16 protein-coding genes are annotated in these 18,588 nt (G+C 27.6%); all 16 read left to right on the forward strand.

The genetic code is table 11. The annotated features are described in order from the left end of the window. Positions 1-80: 80 nt before the first annotated feature. Complete coding sequence (locus tag RDY08_RS01965) at positions 81-563, forward strand: Lrp/AsnC family transcriptional regulator (protein WP_307904749.1); 483 nt, start codon at positions 81-83, stop codon at positions 561-563. Beyond that, the gene (locus RDY08_RS01970; RefSeq protein WP_307904750.1) at positions 563-1,711 is read left to right on the forward strand and encodes a pyridoxal phosphate-dependent aminotransferase; all 1,149 of its coding nucleotides are present in this window, start codon (positions 563-565) and stop codon (positions 1,709-1,711) included. Before RDY08_RS01965 ends, RDY08_RS01970 begins: the two co-directional genes overlap by 1 nt. Positions 1,712-1,777: 66 nt before the next feature. Next, positions 1,778-3,016, forward strand: coding sequence for an aspartate kinase (locus RDY08_RS01975; RefSeq protein ID WP_307904751.1), 1,239 nt, complete (start codon positions 1,778-1,780; stop codon positions 3,014-3,016). Then, positions 3,003-3,998 carry an aspartate-semialdehyde dehydrogenase gene (locus RDY08_RS01980; protein WP_307904752.1) on the forward strand — a complete coding sequence of 332 codons (996 nt, stop codon included), beginning with the start codon at positions 3,003-3,005 and terminating at the stop codon, positions 3,996-3,998. The genes RDY08_RS01975 and RDY08_RS01980 overlap by 14 nt, the downstream gene beginning before the upstream one ends. A 93-nt stretch (positions 3,999-4,091) precedes the next feature. Next, the gene (locus RDY08_RS01985) at positions 4,092-4,535 is read left to right on the forward strand and encodes an ACT domain-containing protein (RefSeq protein ID WP_372339418.1); all 444 of its coding nucleotides are present in this window, start codon (positions 4,092-4,094) and stop codon (positions 4,533-4,535) included. A gap of 17 nt (positions 4,536-4,552) precedes the next feature. Next, positions 4,553-6,382, forward strand: a complete 1,830-nt coding sequence (gene accB, locus RDY08_RS01990) for an acetyl-CoA carboxylase biotin carboxyl carrier protein (RefSeq protein WP_307904754.1) — start codon at positions 4,553-4,555, stop codon at positions 6,380-6,382. A gap of 147 nt (positions 6,383-6,529) precedes the next feature. After that, a complete protein-coding gene (gltB, locus tag RDY08_RS01995; protein WP_307904755.1) occupies positions 6,530-11,008 on the forward strand; it encodes a glutamate synthase large subunit in 4,479 nt (1,492 codons plus the stop codon). Beyond that, positions 11,009-12,466 (forward strand): glutamate synthase subunit beta, encoded by a 1,458-nt coding sequence (locus RDY08_RS02000; protein ID WP_307904756.1) that lies wholly within the window; start codon positions 11,009-11,011, stop codon positions 12,464-12,466. 50 nt (positions 12,467-12,516) lie between these two features. After that, positions 12,517-12,789 (forward strand): hypothetical protein, encoded by a 273-nt coding sequence (locus tag RDY08_RS02005; RefSeq protein ID WP_307904757.1) that lies wholly within the window; start codon positions 12,517-12,519, stop codon positions 12,787-12,789. Between the two features lie 87 nt (positions 12,790-12,876). Continuing rightward, a complete protein-coding gene (locus RDY08_RS02010) occupies positions 12,877-13,080 on the forward strand; it encodes a hypothetical protein (protein WP_307904758.1) in 204 nt (67 codons plus the stop codon). Between the two features lie 264 nt (positions 13,081-13,344). Beyond that, positions 13,345-15,024, forward strand: a complete 1,680-nt coding sequence (locus tag RDY08_RS02015) for a S41 family peptidase (RefSeq protein ID WP_307904759.1) — start codon at positions 13,345-13,347, stop codon at positions 15,022-15,024. A 23-nt stretch (positions 15,025-15,047) separates the two neighbouring features. Beyond that, positions 15,048-15,797, forward strand: coding sequence for a hypothetical protein (locus tag RDY08_RS02020; protein WP_307904760.1), 750 nt, complete (start codon positions 15,048-15,050; stop codon positions 15,795-15,797). 247 nt (positions 15,798-16,044) lie between these two features. Next, positions 16,045-17,100, forward strand: a complete 1,056-nt coding sequence (locus RDY08_RS02025) for an endonuclease/exonuclease/phosphatase family protein (protein WP_307904761.1) — start codon at positions 16,045-16,047, stop codon at positions 17,098-17,100. A 151-nt stretch (positions 17,101-17,251) separates the two neighbouring features. Continuing rightward, complete coding sequence (locus tag RDY08_RS02030) at positions 17,252-17,461, forward strand: DUF6897 domain-containing protein (protein ID WP_307904762.1); 210 nt, start codon at positions 17,252-17,254, stop codon at positions 17,459-17,461. 38 nt (positions 17,462-17,499) lie between these two features. Next, positions 17,500-18,006 (forward strand): hypothetical protein, encoded by a 507-nt coding sequence (locus RDY08_RS02035; RefSeq protein ID WP_307904763.1) that lies wholly within the window; start codon positions 17,500-17,502, stop codon positions 18,004-18,006. A 32-nt stretch (positions 18,007-18,038) separates the two neighbouring features. Continuing rightward, positions 18,039-18,428 (forward strand): VOC family protein, encoded by a 390-nt coding sequence (locus RDY08_RS02040; RefSeq protein ID WP_307904764.1) that lies wholly within the window; start codon positions 18,039-18,041, stop codon positions 18,426-18,428. Positions 18,429-18,588 lie beyond the last annotated feature (160 nt).

The following is an 18,588-nucleotide window of genomic DNA, read 5'->3' on the forward strand; positions in this document are numbered from 1 at the left end:
TTAGGAACGTTTAAAAAATAATGCTTTCATATTTTGTTATTTTTAAGCCATTCCTTATTCAGAAAATAAAGAGGTGTGATATGGAAAAAATAATTGAAATTTTAAAAGAGGATTCAAGAGTAACAGTAAAAGATATTGCAGTAATGTTAGGAATGACAGAAGAAGATGTGAAAACGGAGATAAAAAGACTTGAAAAAAATGGGATAATTTTGAAATATACTACTATAATAAACGAGGAAAAATGGGAAACAGATAAAGTAAAAGCTTTTATAGAAGTTAAAGTTACACCTGAAAGAGAAAGAGGTTTTGATGCAATTGCAGAAAGAATATATAAATTTCCTCAAGTAACTTCTTTATATTTAATGTCAGGAGGATTTGATTTTTTGATTGCTGTAGAAGGAGATTCATTAAAAGATGTAGCTCTTTTTGTTTCTGAAAAATTATCAAGTTTGGATTATGTAAATAGCACAGCAACTCATTTTTTATTAAAAAAATATAAAGAAAATGGTATAAGTATGATTGCTGAAAAAAAAGATGATAATAGAATTGCGGTGATGCCATAATGATAAATAAAATATCAAATAGATTAAAAGAGATTAAACCTTCTGGAATAAGGAAATTTTTTGATTTAGTACAAGCTAAAAAGGATGTAATTTCATTAGGTGTTGGAGAACCTGATTTTACTACTCCATGGGGAATAATAGAATCAGCTTTTTATAACATGGGAAAAGGTAAAACTCATTATACATCTAATAATGGATTGTTAGAATTAAGACTTGAGATTAAAAATTATTTAAAAAAATATAATTTAGATTATGACGAAGATGAAATAATAGTTACAGTAGGTGGAAGCGAAGGAATAGATTTGGCATTGAGAGGATTAATTAATCCAGGAGATGAAATAATAGTACCTGAGCCAATATATGTTCCATATAAGCCATTGTCAATGTTGAATGAAGCAAAGGCAGTAACTATAGATACTTCAAAAACAAATTTCAGATTAACTGCAAAAAGTTTAGAGGAAAAAATAACTTCTAAAACTAAAGCATTAATATTATGTTATCCAAATAATCCAACAGGGATTATCTTAGATAAAGAAGAGGTTGAAGAGATTGCAAAAGTAATAAAAAAACATAAAATTTGGGTAATTAGTGATGAAATATATTCTGAATTAAATTATGGAAAAGAACATTTTTCTATAGCTTCAATTGAAGGGATGAAAGATTATGTTATTTATTTAAATGGTTTTTCTAAAGCATTTGCTATGACAGGGTGGAGAATAGGGTTTTTAGCTGCTAAAAAAGAGTTAATAAATGAATTAATAAAAATACATCAATATGCAATAATGTGTGCTCCTGTTATGTCTCAATATGGAGCCATAGAAGCATTAAAAAATAGTTTTCCAGAAGTGGAAAAAATGAAAAATTCTTATGATAGAAGAAGAAGATTAATGTTAAATGGTTTTAGAGAGATTGGACTTGATGTAATAGAGCCTGAAGGGGCCTTATATATTTTTCCAAGTTTAGAAAAATTAGGGATAAAAGGTGAAGAGTTTGCAATTAGATTGCTTGAAGAAAAAGGAGTAGCTGTTGTGCCGGGGACAGCATTTGGAGAAGGATTTGAATATAATATAAGATGTTGTTATGCAACGGACATTGAAGATATAAAAGAAGCAATTAAAAGAATAAAAGAATTTGTAGATGAATTATAAGGGCAAACAGTTGTTAGCCTTTATAGGGAATATAACTTTAATTTTTAGAAAGGAAGAATAAAACAGATGGGCATAATTGTACAAAAATATGGTGGGACTTCTGTAGCAAATACAGAAAGAATAAGAGAAGTTGCAAAGAGGGTATTAGAAACTAAAAAAAATGGGAATGATGTTGTAGTAGTATTATCAGCACCAGCAGGAACAACAGATAAATTAATAAAAATGGCAGAAGAAATTTCTCCAAATCCTCACGTAAGAGAAATGGATATGCTTTTATCTACAGGAGAGCAAATATCTATTGCATTATTAGCAATGGCTATTTATGAAATGGGATATAAAGCAATATCTTTTAATGCAACACAAGTTGGGATAAAAACAGATAAAGCCCATACAAAAGCTAAGATTCAATCTATTAATTCTAAAAAAATATTAGAAGAGTTAAAAGAAGATAAAGTAGTAATTATAGCAGGATTTCAAGGTGTTACAGAAAATATGGATATTACTACACTGGGAAGAGGTGGCTCTGATACAACTGGTGTGGCTTTAGGAATAGCTCTAAAAGCTGATGAAGTTGAAATATATACAGATGTTGACGGAGTATATACAGCTGATCCAAGGATAGTGAAAGATGCTAAAAAAATAAATTGTATATCATATGAAGAGATGTTAGAACTTGCTGGCTCAGGAGCAAAAGTTTTACATCTAAGGTCAGTTGAGCTTGCAGCTAAATATGGTATGAAAATACATTTGAGATCAAGTTTTTTACCAGAATTAGGAACAATAGTAAAGGAGGAAGGGGAAAACATGGAAAAGGCAGTAGTTAGAGGGATAGGACATTCTAAAAATGAAGCAAAAATTACAATAGTAGGAGTTCCTGATAAACCTGGAATTGCAGCTAAAATATTTGGAAGAATAGCTACTGAAAATGTTAATGTTGATATTATTATACAAAATTTAGGTGGGGATGGAAGAAATGATATTTCGTTTACATTACCTTATACGGATTTAAAAAGAGCATTAGAAGTTTCTGAAGAATTAAAAAATGAATTATCTGCTGAAAAAGTTATTTATGATGAAAAAATAGGCAAAATAGCAGTTGTTGGAGTTGGAATGAAAAGTCATCCAGGTGTGGCAGCTACAATGTTTAAAGCTTTGGCAGAAGCAGAAATTAATATAGATATGATATCTACATCTGAAATAAAAATAGCCTGTGTAATAAAAGATGAAGATTTGGTAAAGGCAGTAGAAGTTCTTCATAATACATTTAAACTTGATAATGGAGGTATAAAAATTGAAGAGTTATAGAGTTGGAATAGTAGGAGCAACTGGAGCAGTTGGACAAGAGATGTTAAATGTACTTGGAAATAGAAATTTTCCAGTGAAAGAATTAAGATTATTTGCATCTGCAAGATCAGCTGGAAAAAAAATAAAATTTAAAGGAAAAGATATAGTTGTTGAAGAATTAACAAAAGAATTTTATAAAGGGTTAGATATAGCACTATTTTCTGCTGGTGGTAATATTTCAAAAGAATTTGCACCAATTGCAGCACAAAATGGAGTTGTTGTAATTGATAATAGTAGTGCTTTTAGAATGGATGATAATGTGCCATTAGTTGTGCCGGAAGTTAATCCAGAAGATATAAAAAAACATAAAGGGATAATAGCAAATCCAAATTGTTCTACAATTCAGATGTGTGTGGCACTTTGGCCAATACATAAAGAGTTTGGAATAAAAAGATTATTGGTTTCTACATATCAAGCAGCTTCAGGAGCAGGAGCAAAAGGGATGCAAGAACTATTAGATCAGACAAAAGCATTTGTAGAAGGAAAAGAGATTCCTATAGATAAATTTGTACATCAACTATTATTTAATGTAATACCTCATATAGATGAATTTACGGATAATGGATTTACAAAAGAAGAATTAAAAATGATAAATGAAACAAGAAAAATATTTCATGATAATGAAATAAAAATTTCTGCTACAACAGTTAGAGTTCCAGTTTTGAGAGCTCATTCTGAATCTATAAATTTAGAATTAGAAAAAAAATCTACATCAAAAGAAATTAGAGAACTATTAAGAGAATCTGAAGGAGTAAAAGTAATAGATAATCCTAAAAATAATGAATATCCAATGCCAATTGATGCAGCAGGTACATATGCCACATATGTTGGTAGAATAAGAGATGATGAAGTATTTGAAAATGGAATATCACTTTGGGTAGTTGCAGATCAAATATTAAAAGGTGCAGCATTAAATGCAGTACAGATAGCAGAACTTCTTTAGAATTGAGATAAAACGTCAGGGTTGAAAAAAATCCGGTAAAATGGTATAATAAGTCTATAAAATCATACAATAACTAATGGTAAGGTGAGTACTTTGAATAAAAAAAGAGAATTTTATATTGTGGATAAAAAAATATTGTCAACTTCTATACAAAAAGTTATAGAGGTAAATGAACTTATTCAAAGAGAGAATATTTCTAAATATGAAGCAATAAAACGTATTGGAATAAGTAGAAGTACATATTATAAATATAAAGATTATATAAAACCATTTTTCGAGGAAAATACAGATTCTGTTTTTAATCTATATCTTTCTTTAACAGATCATCCAGGGGTACTTTCTATGGTTTTAGATCTTATTGCAAAATATGATACTAATATTTTAACTGTAATACAAAATATACCAATAGATAATATTGCACATGCTACTTTGTCTATTCAAACAAAAAAAGAGAGTATGAAAAATATAGAAAAAATGTTGGAAGGAATAAGAGGAGTTAACGGAGTAAAAGATATAAGAATAATTGGGAATAGTTGAAAAGGTGGTGAAGAACTTTGGTTAGATTTACAGATACAACATTAAGAGATGCACATCAGTCACTTTGGGCGACTAGATTAAAAACTGATGAAATGCTTCCAATATTAAAAGAATTAGATGAGGCTGGATTTTATTCTTTAGAAGTATGGGGAGGAGCAACATTTGATGTATCTTTAAGATATTTAAATGAAGACCCTTGGGAAAGACTAAGAAGGATAAAAAGTGAAGTTAAGAATACTCCACTTCAAATGTTAGTTAGAGGGCAAAATCTTGTTGGATATAAACATTATTCTGATGATGTAGTAGACAGTTTCATAGGAAAAGCAGTAGATAATGGGATTGATATAATAAGAACATTTGATGCTTTAAATGATTTGAGGAATTTAGAAAAAGTTATATCTGCAGGAAAAAGAGAAGGAGCACATGTACAGGGTGCTATTGTGTATACAATAAGTCCTATTCATAAAATGGAATATAATATAGAATTAGCTAAAAGGTTAGCTGATATGGGAGTTAATTCTTTAGCTATAAAAGATATGGCTGGGTTACTTACTCCTTATGATGCATTTCATTTAGTAAAAAAATTAAAAGAAGAAACAGGACTTATGATACAACTGCATAGTCATTATACAAGTGGAATGGCTGCAATGACATATTTAAAAGGTATAGAAGCAGGAGCGGATATTGTAGATACAGCAGTAGCATCTATGGCACTTCATACTTCACAGCCAGCAGCAGAAACAATGGTTGCAGTACTAAAAAATACAAAGTATGACACAGGAATGGATATAAAAAAATTATCTATTGTGTCTGAATATTTCGAGACATTAGCAGAAGAAAAAGCATATAATAGACCAAAACAAGGACTTATAGATATAAAAGTTTTATCTCATCAAGTACCTGGTGGAATGATATCTAATCTATTATCTCAACTTGATCAACAAGGAGCGGGAGATAGAATAGATGATGTATTGGCGGAACTGCCAAGAGTTAGAAAAGATTTAGGATATCCACCACTTGTTACACCTACAAGTCAATTTGTAGGAACACAAGCTGTTTTAAATGTATTGCTTGGAGAAAGATATAAGATAGTTCCAGAAGAAGTAAAAAATTATATAAAAGGATATTATGGAACTGCACCTGGCGAAATAAATCCTTTATTAAAGAAAAAAATAATAAAAAATGAAGGAATTATAAATGTTAGACCAGCGGATTTATTAGAACCAGCAATGGAAAAAGCAAAAGAAGAATTGCCAAAAGAGTTAGTTACACAAGAAGAAGATTATTTAAGTTATGCTATGTTTCCACAAATTACATTAAAATATCTTACTTTGAAACATGATCCTACAGCTGGCGATCTTATAATGGGAGGAGACGAAGATATGAGAATAAATATAGAGATATTAAAGCAATTAGCTGAATCTTTAGAAGAAAATAGTGTTGGAGAATTAGTACTGGAAACTAAAACTGGAAAAGTAGTATTAAAAAGAAATACAAAATCACCAGTACAAACTGTAGCTACACAACAACAAGTAATTCAAGAACCAGTTGCAGTAGCAGTAGAAGAAGCAACACCAGTACAAACTCAAGAATCTATTGATGAGGATAAATATACAAAAGTATTATCACCAATGGTAGGAACTTTTTATGCTTCACCTGCTCCTGATGTAGATCCTTTTGTAAAAGAGGGAGATATTGTAAAAAAAGGAGATACATTAGCAATTGTGGAAGCTATGAAATTAATGAATGAAGTGAAATCTGAAGTATCAGGAAAAGTAGTTAAAATATTAGCAGAGAATAGTAAACCAGTAAGACAAGGCGATGTATTAATGTTAATAGAGGAATAGATTTAAGCTGAAAAAGAATTAATAGAATAGGGCGTTTATTGAACGCCCTATTATCAACAGATAAATTAATTAATAAATTAGAATTTAGAATATTTTTTTTAGGGGAAATAAGTATCGAGTATTATTAAGGTTTAGGAGGATGATAAAATGGCTAGAGGAATGGGAATACCAGAACAACAAGGATTATATTCACCACAAATGGAAAAAGATAACTGTGGTGTAGGATTTGTGGCACATATAAAAGGGAAAAAAAGCCATGAAATAGTAGAAAAAGGTATAGAAGTATTAGTAAAATTAACACATAGGGGAGCTGTTGGAGCTGATCCTGAAACTGGTGATGGAGCAGGGCTTTTAATTCAAATGCCAGATAAGTTTTTTAGAAGTGAAATAGAAAATCTTCCAAAAGAGGGAGAATATGGTGTAGGATTTATATTTTTACCAGTAAAATATGATGAACAATTAATTGCAGAAGGTATTATAGAGAAAGTAATAGAAGATGAAGGGCAAGAGATTATCTCATGGCGTAATGTACCGGTCGAGTCAGATAAGATAGGTGTAACAGCAGCAAGTACAATGCCTGGAATAAAACAGCTATTTATAAAAAAATCAGAAGATGTAGAAAATTTTGAATTAAAACTTTATATTATAAGAAAAAAAATAGAAAAAGCTATAATGGAATCTAATATAAAAAATAAAGATTATTTTTATATTCCTTCTATGTCAAGTAGAGTGATTGTGTATAAGGGACTTTTATTAGCAGGACAAATAAAAGCTTTTTATCCTGAATTAGGGGATGAAAAAGTAACATCTTCTTTGGCATTAGTTCATCAAAGATATAGTACAAATACATTTCCATCTTGGGATTTGTCGCAACCATTTAGATATTTAGCTCATAATGGAGAGATAAATACAATAAAAGGAAATGCTAATTGGATGAGTGCTAGAGAGCCTGAACTTTATAATGAAATTTTAGGAGATAATATAAAAGAATTATACCCTATATGTAATTTAGAACATAGTGATTCTGCTAATTTGGATCATGCTTTTGAATTACTTATAGCTTCTGGAAAATCAATTGTAGAAGCAGCTACATTGCTTGTACCTGCAGCTTGGGAAAATGATGTAGAATTACCACAAAATGTAAAAGATTATTATGAATATAATTCTGGATTGGTAGAGCCTTGGGATGGACCAGCTGCAATAGCATTTACAGATGGAAAACAAATTGGAGCTACTCTTGATAGGAATGGTTTAAGACCAGCAAGATATATAGTTACAAAAGATGATTTAGTAATAATGGCTTCAGAAGTTGGAGTTTTGGAAATAGATCCTAAAAATATAAAACAAAATGGAAGATTAATGCCAGGAAAAATGTTTTTAGTTGATATGGAAGAGGGAAGAATAGTTTCTGATGAAGAATTAAAAGACAGTATTGCAAAAAATGAATCATATGGAGAATGGCTAAAAAATAATAAAAAAAATATAAGTGAATTAAGCGAAGCAGCAGCAAGACATGAAAATGATTATGAAACAATTGTAGCAAGAATGAAAGCTTTTGGATATACAAGAGAAGATTTAAAAGAGATAATAGTTCCTATGGCTAAAAATGGGAAAGAACCAATTGGTTCTATGGGAAATGATGCTTCATTAGCTGTTTTATCTGATAAATCTAAATTATTATTTAATTATTTTAAACAACTTTTTGCACAAGTAACTAATCCTCCAATAGATCCTATTAGAGAAAAAGTGGTTATGTCATTAACTACAAATATAGGTGTAAAAGGAAATATATTAGAAGAAACAGAAGAAAAAGCAAAGTTAATTACTTTGGAATCGCCAATATTAACAGATAAAGAATTAGATAAAATCGTTCATTTGAAAGATGAAAATTTTAAAACAAAAGTGATTCCTGCACTTTTTAATATTTCAGAAGAAGATGGATTAGAAAAAGGGTTAGAATTATTATTTGCTGAAGCTGAAAAAAGTATAGATGAAGGATATAATATTTTAGTTATAAGCGATAGAAAAGTTGATGACTTTAATGCTCCAATTCCATCACTACTTGCAACAGCAGGATTACATCACTATTTAATTAAAAAAAGAAAAAGAAATGGTGTAGATATAATTGTGGAAACAGGAGAAGCTAGAGAAGTTATGCATTTTGCATTATTAATAGGATATGGTGCATTAGCAGTAAATCCATATATAGCTTATGAAGCAATAGATTATATGATAGATACAAAACTTTATTTGACAGAAAATGCTAAAGCTAAAAAAGAAGCTAAATATATAAAAGCGGTAGATAAAGGATTATTAAAAATAATGTCTAAAATGGGAATATCAACTATACAAAGTTATAGGGGTGCTCAAATATTTGAAGCATTGGGGCTTTCAACTGAATTAGTAGATAAATATTTTACAGGAACTGTGTCAAGAATAGAAGGAATTGGATTAGATATAATTGAAAAAGAAACTTTAGAAAGACATAAAAAAGCATTTAATTCACTTAGAAAAAATGAATTTGATATTTTGGAAAATGATGGAGAATATCATTATAGAAAAAATGGAGAAAAGCATCTATTTGGTCCAGAAGCAGTGGCAAAATTGCAACATTCTACAAGACTAAATAACTATGATGAGTATAAAGAATATGCAAAATTAATAAATGACCAAAGTGAAAATTTAGCTACAATTAGAGGTCTTATTAAATTTAAAAAAAGAAATTCTATTTCAATAGATGAAGTAGAACCAGTTGAAAATATTATGAAAAGATTTGTAACAGGTGCAATGTCTTATGGTTCAATATCAAAAGAAGCACATGAAGCAATGGCTATAGCAATGAATGCAATTGGTGGAAAATCAAATTCTGGAGAAGGTGGAGAAGATCCAGAAAGATTTTTAGACAATAGAAGAAGCTCTATAAAACAGATAGCTTCTGGTAGATTTGGAGTTACAACTCATTATTTGGTGAATGCAGATGAACTTCAAATAAAAATGGCACAAGGTGCAAAACCTGGAGAAGGTGGACATCTTCCTGGTCATAAAGTAAGTGAAGAGATAGCAAAAGTAAGACATACATCACCTGGAATAGACCTTATTTCGCCACCGCCTCATCATGATATTTATTCAATTGAGGATTTGGCACAACTTATCTTTGACTTGAAAAATGTAAATCCTGATTCAAGAGTAAGTGTAAAACTTGTATCAGAAATAGGAATAGGAACAATTGCAGCTGGAGTTTCAAAAGCTCATGCTGATATGATATTAGTATCTGGTTATGATGGTGGAACAGGAGCAGCACCTCTTACATCAATGAAACATACAGGACTTCCTTGGGAACTTGGAGTATCAGAAACTCATCAAGTTTTATCAATGAATGATTTGAGAGGAAGAGTTAGATTGCAAGCTGATGGTCAAATGAAAACAGGAAGAGATATTGCAATAGCTACATTACTTGGAGCAGAAGAATATGGATTTGCAACAGGTGCGTTAGTAGTACTTGGATGTGTAATGATGAGAAGTTGTCATACTAATACTTGTCCAGTTGGAGTTGCTACTCAAAATCCTGAATTGAGAAAAAGATTTTTAGGAAAATCAGAATATTTAATAAACTACTTTACATTTGTAGCTAGAGAAGTTAGAGAAATTATGGCTGAATTAGGATTTAAATCAATAGATGAAATGGTTGGAAAAACAGAAGTATTAGAGTTAGATGAAGCTATAAAACATTGGAAATCAAAAGGGCTTGATTTAACAAAAATATTATATCAACCACAATTACCTAAAAAAATAGCAAAAAAATGTGTACAATCTCAAGATCATGGAATAGATAGTATAGCTGATAGGAGATTGATTGAATTAGCTAAACCAGCATTAGAAAATAGAGAAAAAGTTGAAATAAATGTAGATATTCATAATACAGATAGAACTTTTGGAACAATGTTAAGTGGAGCAGTTGCTAAAAAATATGGAGAATTTGGATTAGATGATGATACAATAAAAATTAACATAAAAGGATATGCAGGTCAAAGTTTTGGTACTTTTGGAATGAAAGGAATAACATTAAACCTTGAAGGACAAGCTAATGACTATATAGGAAAAGGGTTATTTGGTGCTAAAATAATAGTAAAAGCTCCTGAAACAGCAGATTTTGATACAGCTAAAAATATTATAGGTGGAAACACAATTCTTTATGGAGCAATAAAAGGAGAAGCTTATTTTAATGGAGTTGTAGGAGAGAGATTTTGTGTAAGAAATTCTGGAGTTACAGCAGTTGTAGAAGGAATAGGAGACCACGGTTGTGAATATATGACTGGTGGAAGAGTTGCAGTATTAGGTGGAACAGGTAAAAACTTTGGAGCTGGAATGAGTGGTGGAATAGCTTATGTATATGATATAACTGGAGAATTTGATAAAAAAGTTAATATGCTAGATGTAGAAATAGATAAAGTAGAAACTGAAAAAGAAAAAGAAGAATTGAAAACAATGATAGAAAATCATTTGAAATATACAAATAGTAATAGAGCAAAAGATATACTGCAAGATTGGGGTAATAATATAAATAAATTTGTAAAAGTAATTGCTCCAGGATATAAGAAACTTCTTGCAGAAGGGAAGGTGAAATAAATGGGTAAAGTTGGCGGATTTTTAGAGATATCAAGAGAAGAGTTTGCAAAAAGACCAGTGGAAGAAAGAGTAAAAGATTTTAAAGAATTATATAAACCATTTACAGAAAAGAATTTAGAAAAACAAGCTGCAAGATGTATGGATTGCGGAACACCATTTTGTCATTTTTCTTGTCCAGTAGGGAATTTATGTCCTGAATGGCAAGATATGGTAAATAAAGGAGAATGGGAAAAAGCATTAGAACTGTTACAAAGTACTAATAATTTTCCAGAATTTACAGGTAGAATTTGTCCAGCATTATGTGAAGGTGGATGTGTACTTGGAATAAATGACAAGCCAGTGACTACAAGAAATATAGAGTATGCAATTATAGAAAAAGGTTGGCAAGAAGGTTGGGTAAAACCAATATTGCCAAAAGTAAAAACAGGCAAAACAGTAGCTATAATAGGAAGTGGGCCTGCAGGACTTGCAGCGGCACAACAATTAACTAGACTAGGGCATACAGTAACAGTTTATGAAAGAGCAAGTAAAGCTGGTGGAATAATAACATATGGAATACCAGATTACAAAGTAGAAAAATGGGTTGTAGATAGAAGAATAAAACAGATGGAAGCTGAAGGTACTAAATTTATCTATAATACTAATGTTGGAGTTGATTTGCCAGTAGAAGAATTATTGAATAATTATGATGCTGTAGTTTTAGCTGGTGGGTCAAGATTAGCAAGAGATTTACCAGTTTACGGAAGAGAATTAAAAGGAATTCATTATGCAATGGATTATCTAACTCAACAAAATTATGTAAATGAAGGCAAAGAGATAGCAGAAAGTGATAGAATAACTGCAAAAGGAAAAAATGTATTAATAATTGGTGGAGGAGATACAGGAGCTGATTGTGTTGGGACAGCTATAAGACAAGGTGCAAAAAATGTATATCAAATAGAATTGTTAGACAAACCACCATTAGATAGACCACAAACTAATCCTTGGCCTAATTTTCCACAAGTGTTGAAAAATAATACAGCACATGAAGAAGCAAAGGTATGTTTAGGTGGAGAATGTAAAACAGATATAAGAGAGTGGAATATATTAACGAAAAGATTTAGTGGAGATGAAGCAGGTAATCTAAAAAAATATCATGCTGCAAGAGTAAAATGGGAAATAGATGAAAATGGAAAAAGAGTAATGAATGAAATTCCAAATAGCGAATTTGAATTAGATATAGAATTAGCAGTTTTGGCAATAGGTTTTGTACATCCTGAACATAAAGGATTAGTTGGAAATCTTGAATTAGAACTTGATGGTAGAGGGAATGTAAAATCTGATAAAAAATATATGACAAGCAAAGAAAAAGTATTTGCTGCTGGAGATATGAGAAGAGGACAATCTCTAATTGTATGGGCTATTTCAGAAGGTAGAAATGCTGCAGAAAATGTAGATAAATATTTAATGGGTGAATAATACTTAGGAACGGTTTAAAAAAATATAATAAATTTATTCTTAAATGTTATTTGGAAGAAAGCAGGAGAAGTTATGCTCCTGCTTTTCTATATGGTATTACAAATAAGAAAATAGAACTAAAATATAAATTAAATGTGATATATCAATTTCAAAATAATTATAATATTTCAACAGAAGATAAAATTCTTAGAAATATGTATAGAATAAGTAACTTTACCACTAATTTACAAGAAAGAAAAAGAATAATCAACTCTGTAAATAAAGAATTAAAATCAAAAATAACATATAATAATGGAAGTAGTATTTTTCGTAAAGTGATATAAATAGTCTCAAAAGCATCTGACAAATTTCATTCAATTTTAAATTTTCTATCTTTTTTAGATAAATCTGATAATATAAAAGAAAGAACTTTGAATAATATATATGTATTGAATGATATAAAAACATTAATACAGAATAATAAATTGGAAGAAAAAACAAAGAAATATTTAGAAGTTTTAAAATTCAGAGGAACAGTGTTGAAATATCCAATTATTTTTAAAGAAAAAATAAATAAAGAAAATAATAAAATTTTGTTTTCAAAATTTATAGCAAAAGGAATAGAAAGGGATTAAAAATTATAATTAAAAAAATCTTTGAAAAAATAAAAAGATATGATAAAATAGTCTAAATAATAGTTTTATAATAGCAAAAACTGGTTTTTTATAGTTTTTTAAATTCTTAAACAGGTCGTTTTATAAAATATAGTGAAAAATTAATGAAATTTTAGAAATTTTATTTTCCATAAGAAATAATAAACTTGATTTATAATAATTAATATATATTTGAAAATTTATATTAAAATATAGCTTAAATTTATAAAAAAATGAGGAGGGTTTATGAAAAAATTAAGCAAATTAATATTGTTAATAATTGTTATATTATTAACAACAGTTTCATGTGTAAACATTTCAAAAAAGTATTCAAAAAATATGAAGGAATATCACAGTAACTATTTTTATGTGGTTTATCCAAAAGATATAGTAGCATTTGAAGTAAATATACCTGTTATATCTACAATGTCATGTTTTCAAGTTAAAGGAATAAAAAAACAAACATATTTGCAAATTTTTATAGATAATAATAGATTTTCCAGTAAAAAAGATTTTAATAATTATATGAAAAAAATGTTTAAAAATATAAAATTGCATAAAAGAAAAATAAATGGAAATTTAGCATATGAATTTTCTATTAAAGATCAAAAAGAGATAAGAATGTATTTTAAAGGTAAAGAAATTGTTGGAATAATTAATTGTATGGATAAAAAATATATAAAAAAATTGGAAAATATTTTTTATAGTATTAATATGTATGATAAATATAGAAGTAAATCAAAAAAATATAAAAATAAATTCACAAAAAAAGAATTTTTAGAAATAATGGCAGATTTGAAAGAAAAATTGAAGCTACTTCATCCTAATTTATATAAATATAGGAGTGAAAAAAAGACAGAAGAGGATTATAAAAAAATAATAAAAAATATAAAAAGTAAAGAAATTTGGAAAAAGAGAGAGATAAAAGCCATTGTTGGAGAGTTTATGGCAGGAATAAAAGATGGACATACATCAATTTGGTTAGAAGCTTCAAATAGAAATCCATTGCCATTATTAGTAAAAGTTAGAAAAAATAGAGTGATTATCTATAATTATAATAAAAAAAAGGAGAAAATTAAAAATAATATTATAGGTAAAGAAATTATATCTATAAATAATATAAAAATAGGCACAATACTGGAACATATGAGAAAAATTGTTAGTGTAGATAAAGATGGAAGTGAAGCTGGATTTCTTATTGAGCAAAATTTTTCTGTATTATATTACTTAATATATGGAGAAAGTAAAGATGGATATAAAATTGAATATTTAGATAAAGATAATAAAATTAAAAATGTAATTTTAAAAAGTAGATATGTTTTTGATGATAATGAAGGAAAAAGAAATGGTGATTCAATAGAGATAAAGTATGTAAATAATGATTTAGCTATTTTAAAAACTTATAGATTTCCAACTAGAGAAGTTGGAATTAATGAATTTAAAGAAAAAACAACTAAATTTTTTAAAACATTAAAAAAGAAAAAAACAAAATATATAATAATAGATTTGAGAAAAAATACAGGTGGATTATTAGATTTAACAAAATATTTGTATAATTTTATAGATGGAAACAAAAAAAATCATTATAAAGGGAAAGTATATGTTTTAATTGGAAGAGAAACATTTTCAGCAGCAACTATATTTGCAGGAATAGTAAAATCTGGAAAAAATAGAGCTACAATAGTTGGAGTAAAAACAGGTGGAAGAGGAGATTGTTTTGGTAATCCTGTAGGATATGATATAAATAATAGTGGAATACCAGTTAGTATAGCTACTTTGGATATTTTAAAGGATATTCCATATTTTAAATATAAAGGAGTGGTAGAGCCAGATGTGGTAGTAGATATAGCTCCTATAAAAGAAGTTATGGGAGAAGATCAAGTTATGGAAAAAGTTATAAGTATAATTAATAAAGATAAAAAATAAAAAAATAAAAAGGAGAGAAAAAAATGAAAAAAATATTATTATTAGGGGTTTTAGTATTACTAACACAATTAGGATGTAGCTCAATGTCGGGTAAAAAAATAGTTGTTTTAAAAAATCCTGTAAAAAGTGAAAAAAGTATATATTTTAATTCAATTATGTATAAGAATTTTAATAATCTGGATATTACTCCTTTAGCAAGAGAAACACATGGGATTTCTGAAGAGTATAAATTTAATTCTGAAGATGAAAATGCTATAATTTCCTCTTTACAAGAAAGTTTAACAACTAATGGGATCTATTCTGTAAGTGAAAATAGAAGAGCAAGTGATTATGAAATTAAAATAGTTATTCCTAATTATATAGTAGCAGAAGGATATGGAGTTGCTGCAGAGATAATGTATATTTTGAAAGATAGAAAGAATAATAAAACGAAATTTTATGATAGATTTGCAGTATATGTAGAGTTACCTTCTCCAAGTTTAGGAAAAGATGAATTGAATAATGCAATTGTATATAAAATAATTAATGATATTAACTATCACCTTATGAATAAGAAAACTGAGATTAAAATAGGTGAAACTTCTGAAGTGAAGTATTATTTGCAAAATAATTTTAATAGTATAGTTAGTGCAGTTTCAAATTTTCCAAAAAGTATGAAAAAAGTTAAAGTAAATACATCTGGTAGTAATAGAACAAAAGCTGTATATACTTTAAATAATATTAAATGGAAAAAGATGGTTGTAAATTTAACTAAAATTTTTAAATTAAAATAATTAATGGTATAAAAACACTATTTTTAAGAGAGTTTTAAATTAGAAATAGTGTTTTTACTAATTTGTTTTAGCAATATAGAATATTTAAAAAATAAGTTTTTTATATTTTGTTATAAAAATGCTTGAAATATTGTATATTTTAAAACAAAATCGGAATGTTATTTTTAATCTGTTCCTATATATGAAATTATTTTGGGAATTTAGAAGAATATATTAAAAAATATGATAATAGGGAGGAGAAAGGTTTATGAAAACAATTTTGAAATTTGGGGGTATCTTATTTTTAACATTAATATCAACTTTTATTCTGTTTTTATTGATTATGACAATTTCTGAATTTAATCCAAAAGAAAAAACTAAATTAGAAGTTTATGGAACAGGAAAAAATATAATTGGGAAAAAATTTACTATTTTAACTTGGAATATTGGGTATTCTGCACTTGGAAAAGAGGCAGACTTTTTTATGGATGGTGGGAAACAATCAATAGGAGAGAGCAAAGAAGTAGTAGAAAAACATATAAAAAATATTACTAAAAATATAATTAAAGAAAAAAGTGATTTTATATTTTTGCAGGAGATAGATAAAAATTCAACAAGAAGTTATCATGTAAATGAATATAATTATGTGAAAGATAATTTAAAAAATTATACTACTACATTTGCTACAAATTATAAAACCCTTTGGGTGCCAATTCCATTATTTAAACCAATGGGAAAAGTTTTAAGTGGAATATCTCTGTTTTCTAAATATAAACCAGATTCATCAATTAGGTATAGTTTTCCTGGAAGTTACTCTTGGCCTACAAAATTATTTCAACTTGATAGATGTTTTATAGAAACAAGATATAAAATTGGAAATAAGAATTTAATAATGATAAATTTACATTTATCAGCTTTTGATAAAGGAGGATTCCTTAGGAAAAAACAGGTTAGTTATCTAAAAGAACATATTTTAGAGGAGTATAATAATGGAGATTTTATAGTAGTTGGTGGAGATTGGAATAGTATTTTTCCAAATACTAATTTAGATAAAATAAATATTACAACTGAAAAAGCAAATTGGAATCCAGTTAAGATTAATAAAGATTTTATGCCAAAAGATTGGAAATTTGTTGCAGATAATAATATTGCTACTTGTAGAGAAAACAATAAAATTTATAAAAGAGGAAGAAATCATCTGTATATAATTGATGGATTTTTACTTTCTCCTAATGTAAGCGTCGATAAAATTAATGGAATTGATTTAGATTTTCAAGATTCTGATCATAATCCTGTTTATATGGAATTTAGTTTGAAGATGTAAGAATAAATTTTTTTATGAGGTGTTTTATATGGTAGGGTATGGATATACATATTTTATACTTTTTATAGTAATTATAATCACAAATATAAATACTAGGGAAAGTAATAAGATTAATAGAATAATAAAAAAAATCAGAAGGAGGGATAAAAAAGTGGATAATCAAGTTATAAAATCTTTGATAGGTAAAAAGTGCATTATTTCAGGAGTATCTTTTGGAGGAGTAGGCGGAACTGTAATACAAGGGGAAATTATAGAAGTTATTGATAATTGGGTAAAAATAAAAGTAAATAAAAAGAAAACTGAATTAATTAATATAGAGTATATTACAAGGGTACAGATGATAAATAAACATAATAAATAAAGATGGATTATAGAATGTAATATTAGGAGATGGTTTTTATGATTTTAAAAATATATCTATTTATAGTTGGAATTTTTTTATATATTCCATATGTAAAAATTATAAGTAATATAACTGATAAACGAGAATTAATACACTTAATAACATTTTATAGTGTTATTTTATATATGTTTTATATTGGATTAAAGATAAAATTTTATATAGAAAATAATATGATATTAATAATAAGTAAATTTAAAACTATAATATCTTCTAGTGCTTTGATGTTACTATTTTTGGTGTTTGCAATTATAGATAAGACGATTATAGGAGTAGGTTTATTATGGGGAATTAATTTACTTATATTAGCAGATAAAAATTTTGTATTTTTCAGGTTAAATAAAGATGAATTTGATAGATTAAATAAAAAAATTTATAGTGCTGAATTGGTGGAAAATATAGATGAGTCAAATAAAAAAATATATTTTAAGAATGGTATAGAGCAAGAGTATTTAGATGTTAAATTTATGGATAAAAGAAGAAAAAAGATTAAAGTTAAAAAATAGAAAAACGTTTGCAAAAAAGAGGAGGCGTAAATATGAATATAGAACATATAGCTATTTGGACTAATGATATTGAGAGGTTACGTAGTTTTTACATTAAATATTTTAATGCTAAGTCAAATAAAAAATATTATAATCCTAAAAAAAAGTTTGAATCTTATTTTTTAACATTTTCATCAGGAGCAAGACTTGAAATAATGCAAACAACAAATATTCAAGAAAAACCAAATGATATTAATATAAAATATACAGGATTAATTCATATGGCATTTTCAGTTGGAAGCGAAGATTTAGTGATTAAATTGACAGATAAATTAAGTAAAGATGGATATGAAGTTATTAGTGAGCCTAGGAAAACGGGAGATGGATATTTTGAAAGTTGTATTTTAGATCCTGATAAAAATGAAATAGAAATTACAGAATAAATTAGAAATTACATAAGACATTGTTAAATTTAGAACTAACAACTAATACATTTATAAATAGTTTATAAAAAAGCTAAAGAATGCAAGCGGGAAATATTTTTTTAAAACACAAAATTTCACTTGACAAAAAAAGTAAAATGCTTTAAACTAACATAATATA

It is taken from the genome of Haliovirga abyssi, from assembly GCF_030295325.1.
Taxonomy (GTDB): domain Bacteria; phylum Fusobacteriota; class Fusobacteriia; order Fusobacteriales; family Haliovirgaceae; genus Haliovirga; species Haliovirga abyssi.

Excerpts from the sequence above, each read along its gene's own strand:
- RDY08_RS01965 (WP_307904749.1), top strand. The coding sequence starts at position 81 with ATGGAAAAAATAATTGAAATTTTAAAAGAGGATTCAAGAGTAACAGTA.
- RDY08_RS01970 (WP_307904750.1), top strand. The coding sequence starts at position 563 with ATGATAAATAAAATATCAAATAGATTAAAAGAGATTAAACCTTCTGGA.
- RDY08_RS01975 (WP_307904751.1), top strand. The coding sequence starts at position 1,778 with ATGGGCATAATTGTACAAAAATATGGTGGGACTTCTGTAGCAAATACA.
- gltB (WP_307904755.1), top strand. The coding sequence starts at position 6,530 with ATGGCTAGAGGAATGGGAATACCAGAACAACAAGGATTATATTCACCA.
- RDY08_RS02000 (WP_307904756.1), top strand. The coding sequence starts at position 11,009 with ATGGGTAAAGTTGGCGGATTTTTAGAGATATCAAGAGAAGAGTTTGCA.
- RDY08_RS02015 (WP_307904759.1), top strand. The coding sequence starts at position 13,345 with ATGAAAAAATTAAGCAAATTAATATTGTTAATAATTGTTATATTATTA.
- RDY08_RS02020 (WP_307904760.1), top strand. The coding sequence starts at position 15,048 with ATGAAAAAAATATTATTATTAGGGGTTTTAGTATTACTAACACAATTA.
- RDY08_RS02025 (WP_307904761.1), top strand. The coding sequence starts at position 16,045 with ATGAAAACAATTTTGAAATTTGGGGGTATCTTATTTTTAACATTAATA.
- RDY08_RS02035 (WP_307904763.1), top strand. The coding sequence starts at position 17,500 with ATGATTTTAAAAATATATCTATTTATAGTTGGAATTTTTTTATATATT.
- RDY08_RS02040 (WP_307904764.1), top strand. The coding sequence starts at position 18,039 with ATGAATATAGAACATATAGCTATTTGGACTAATGATATTGAGAGGTTA.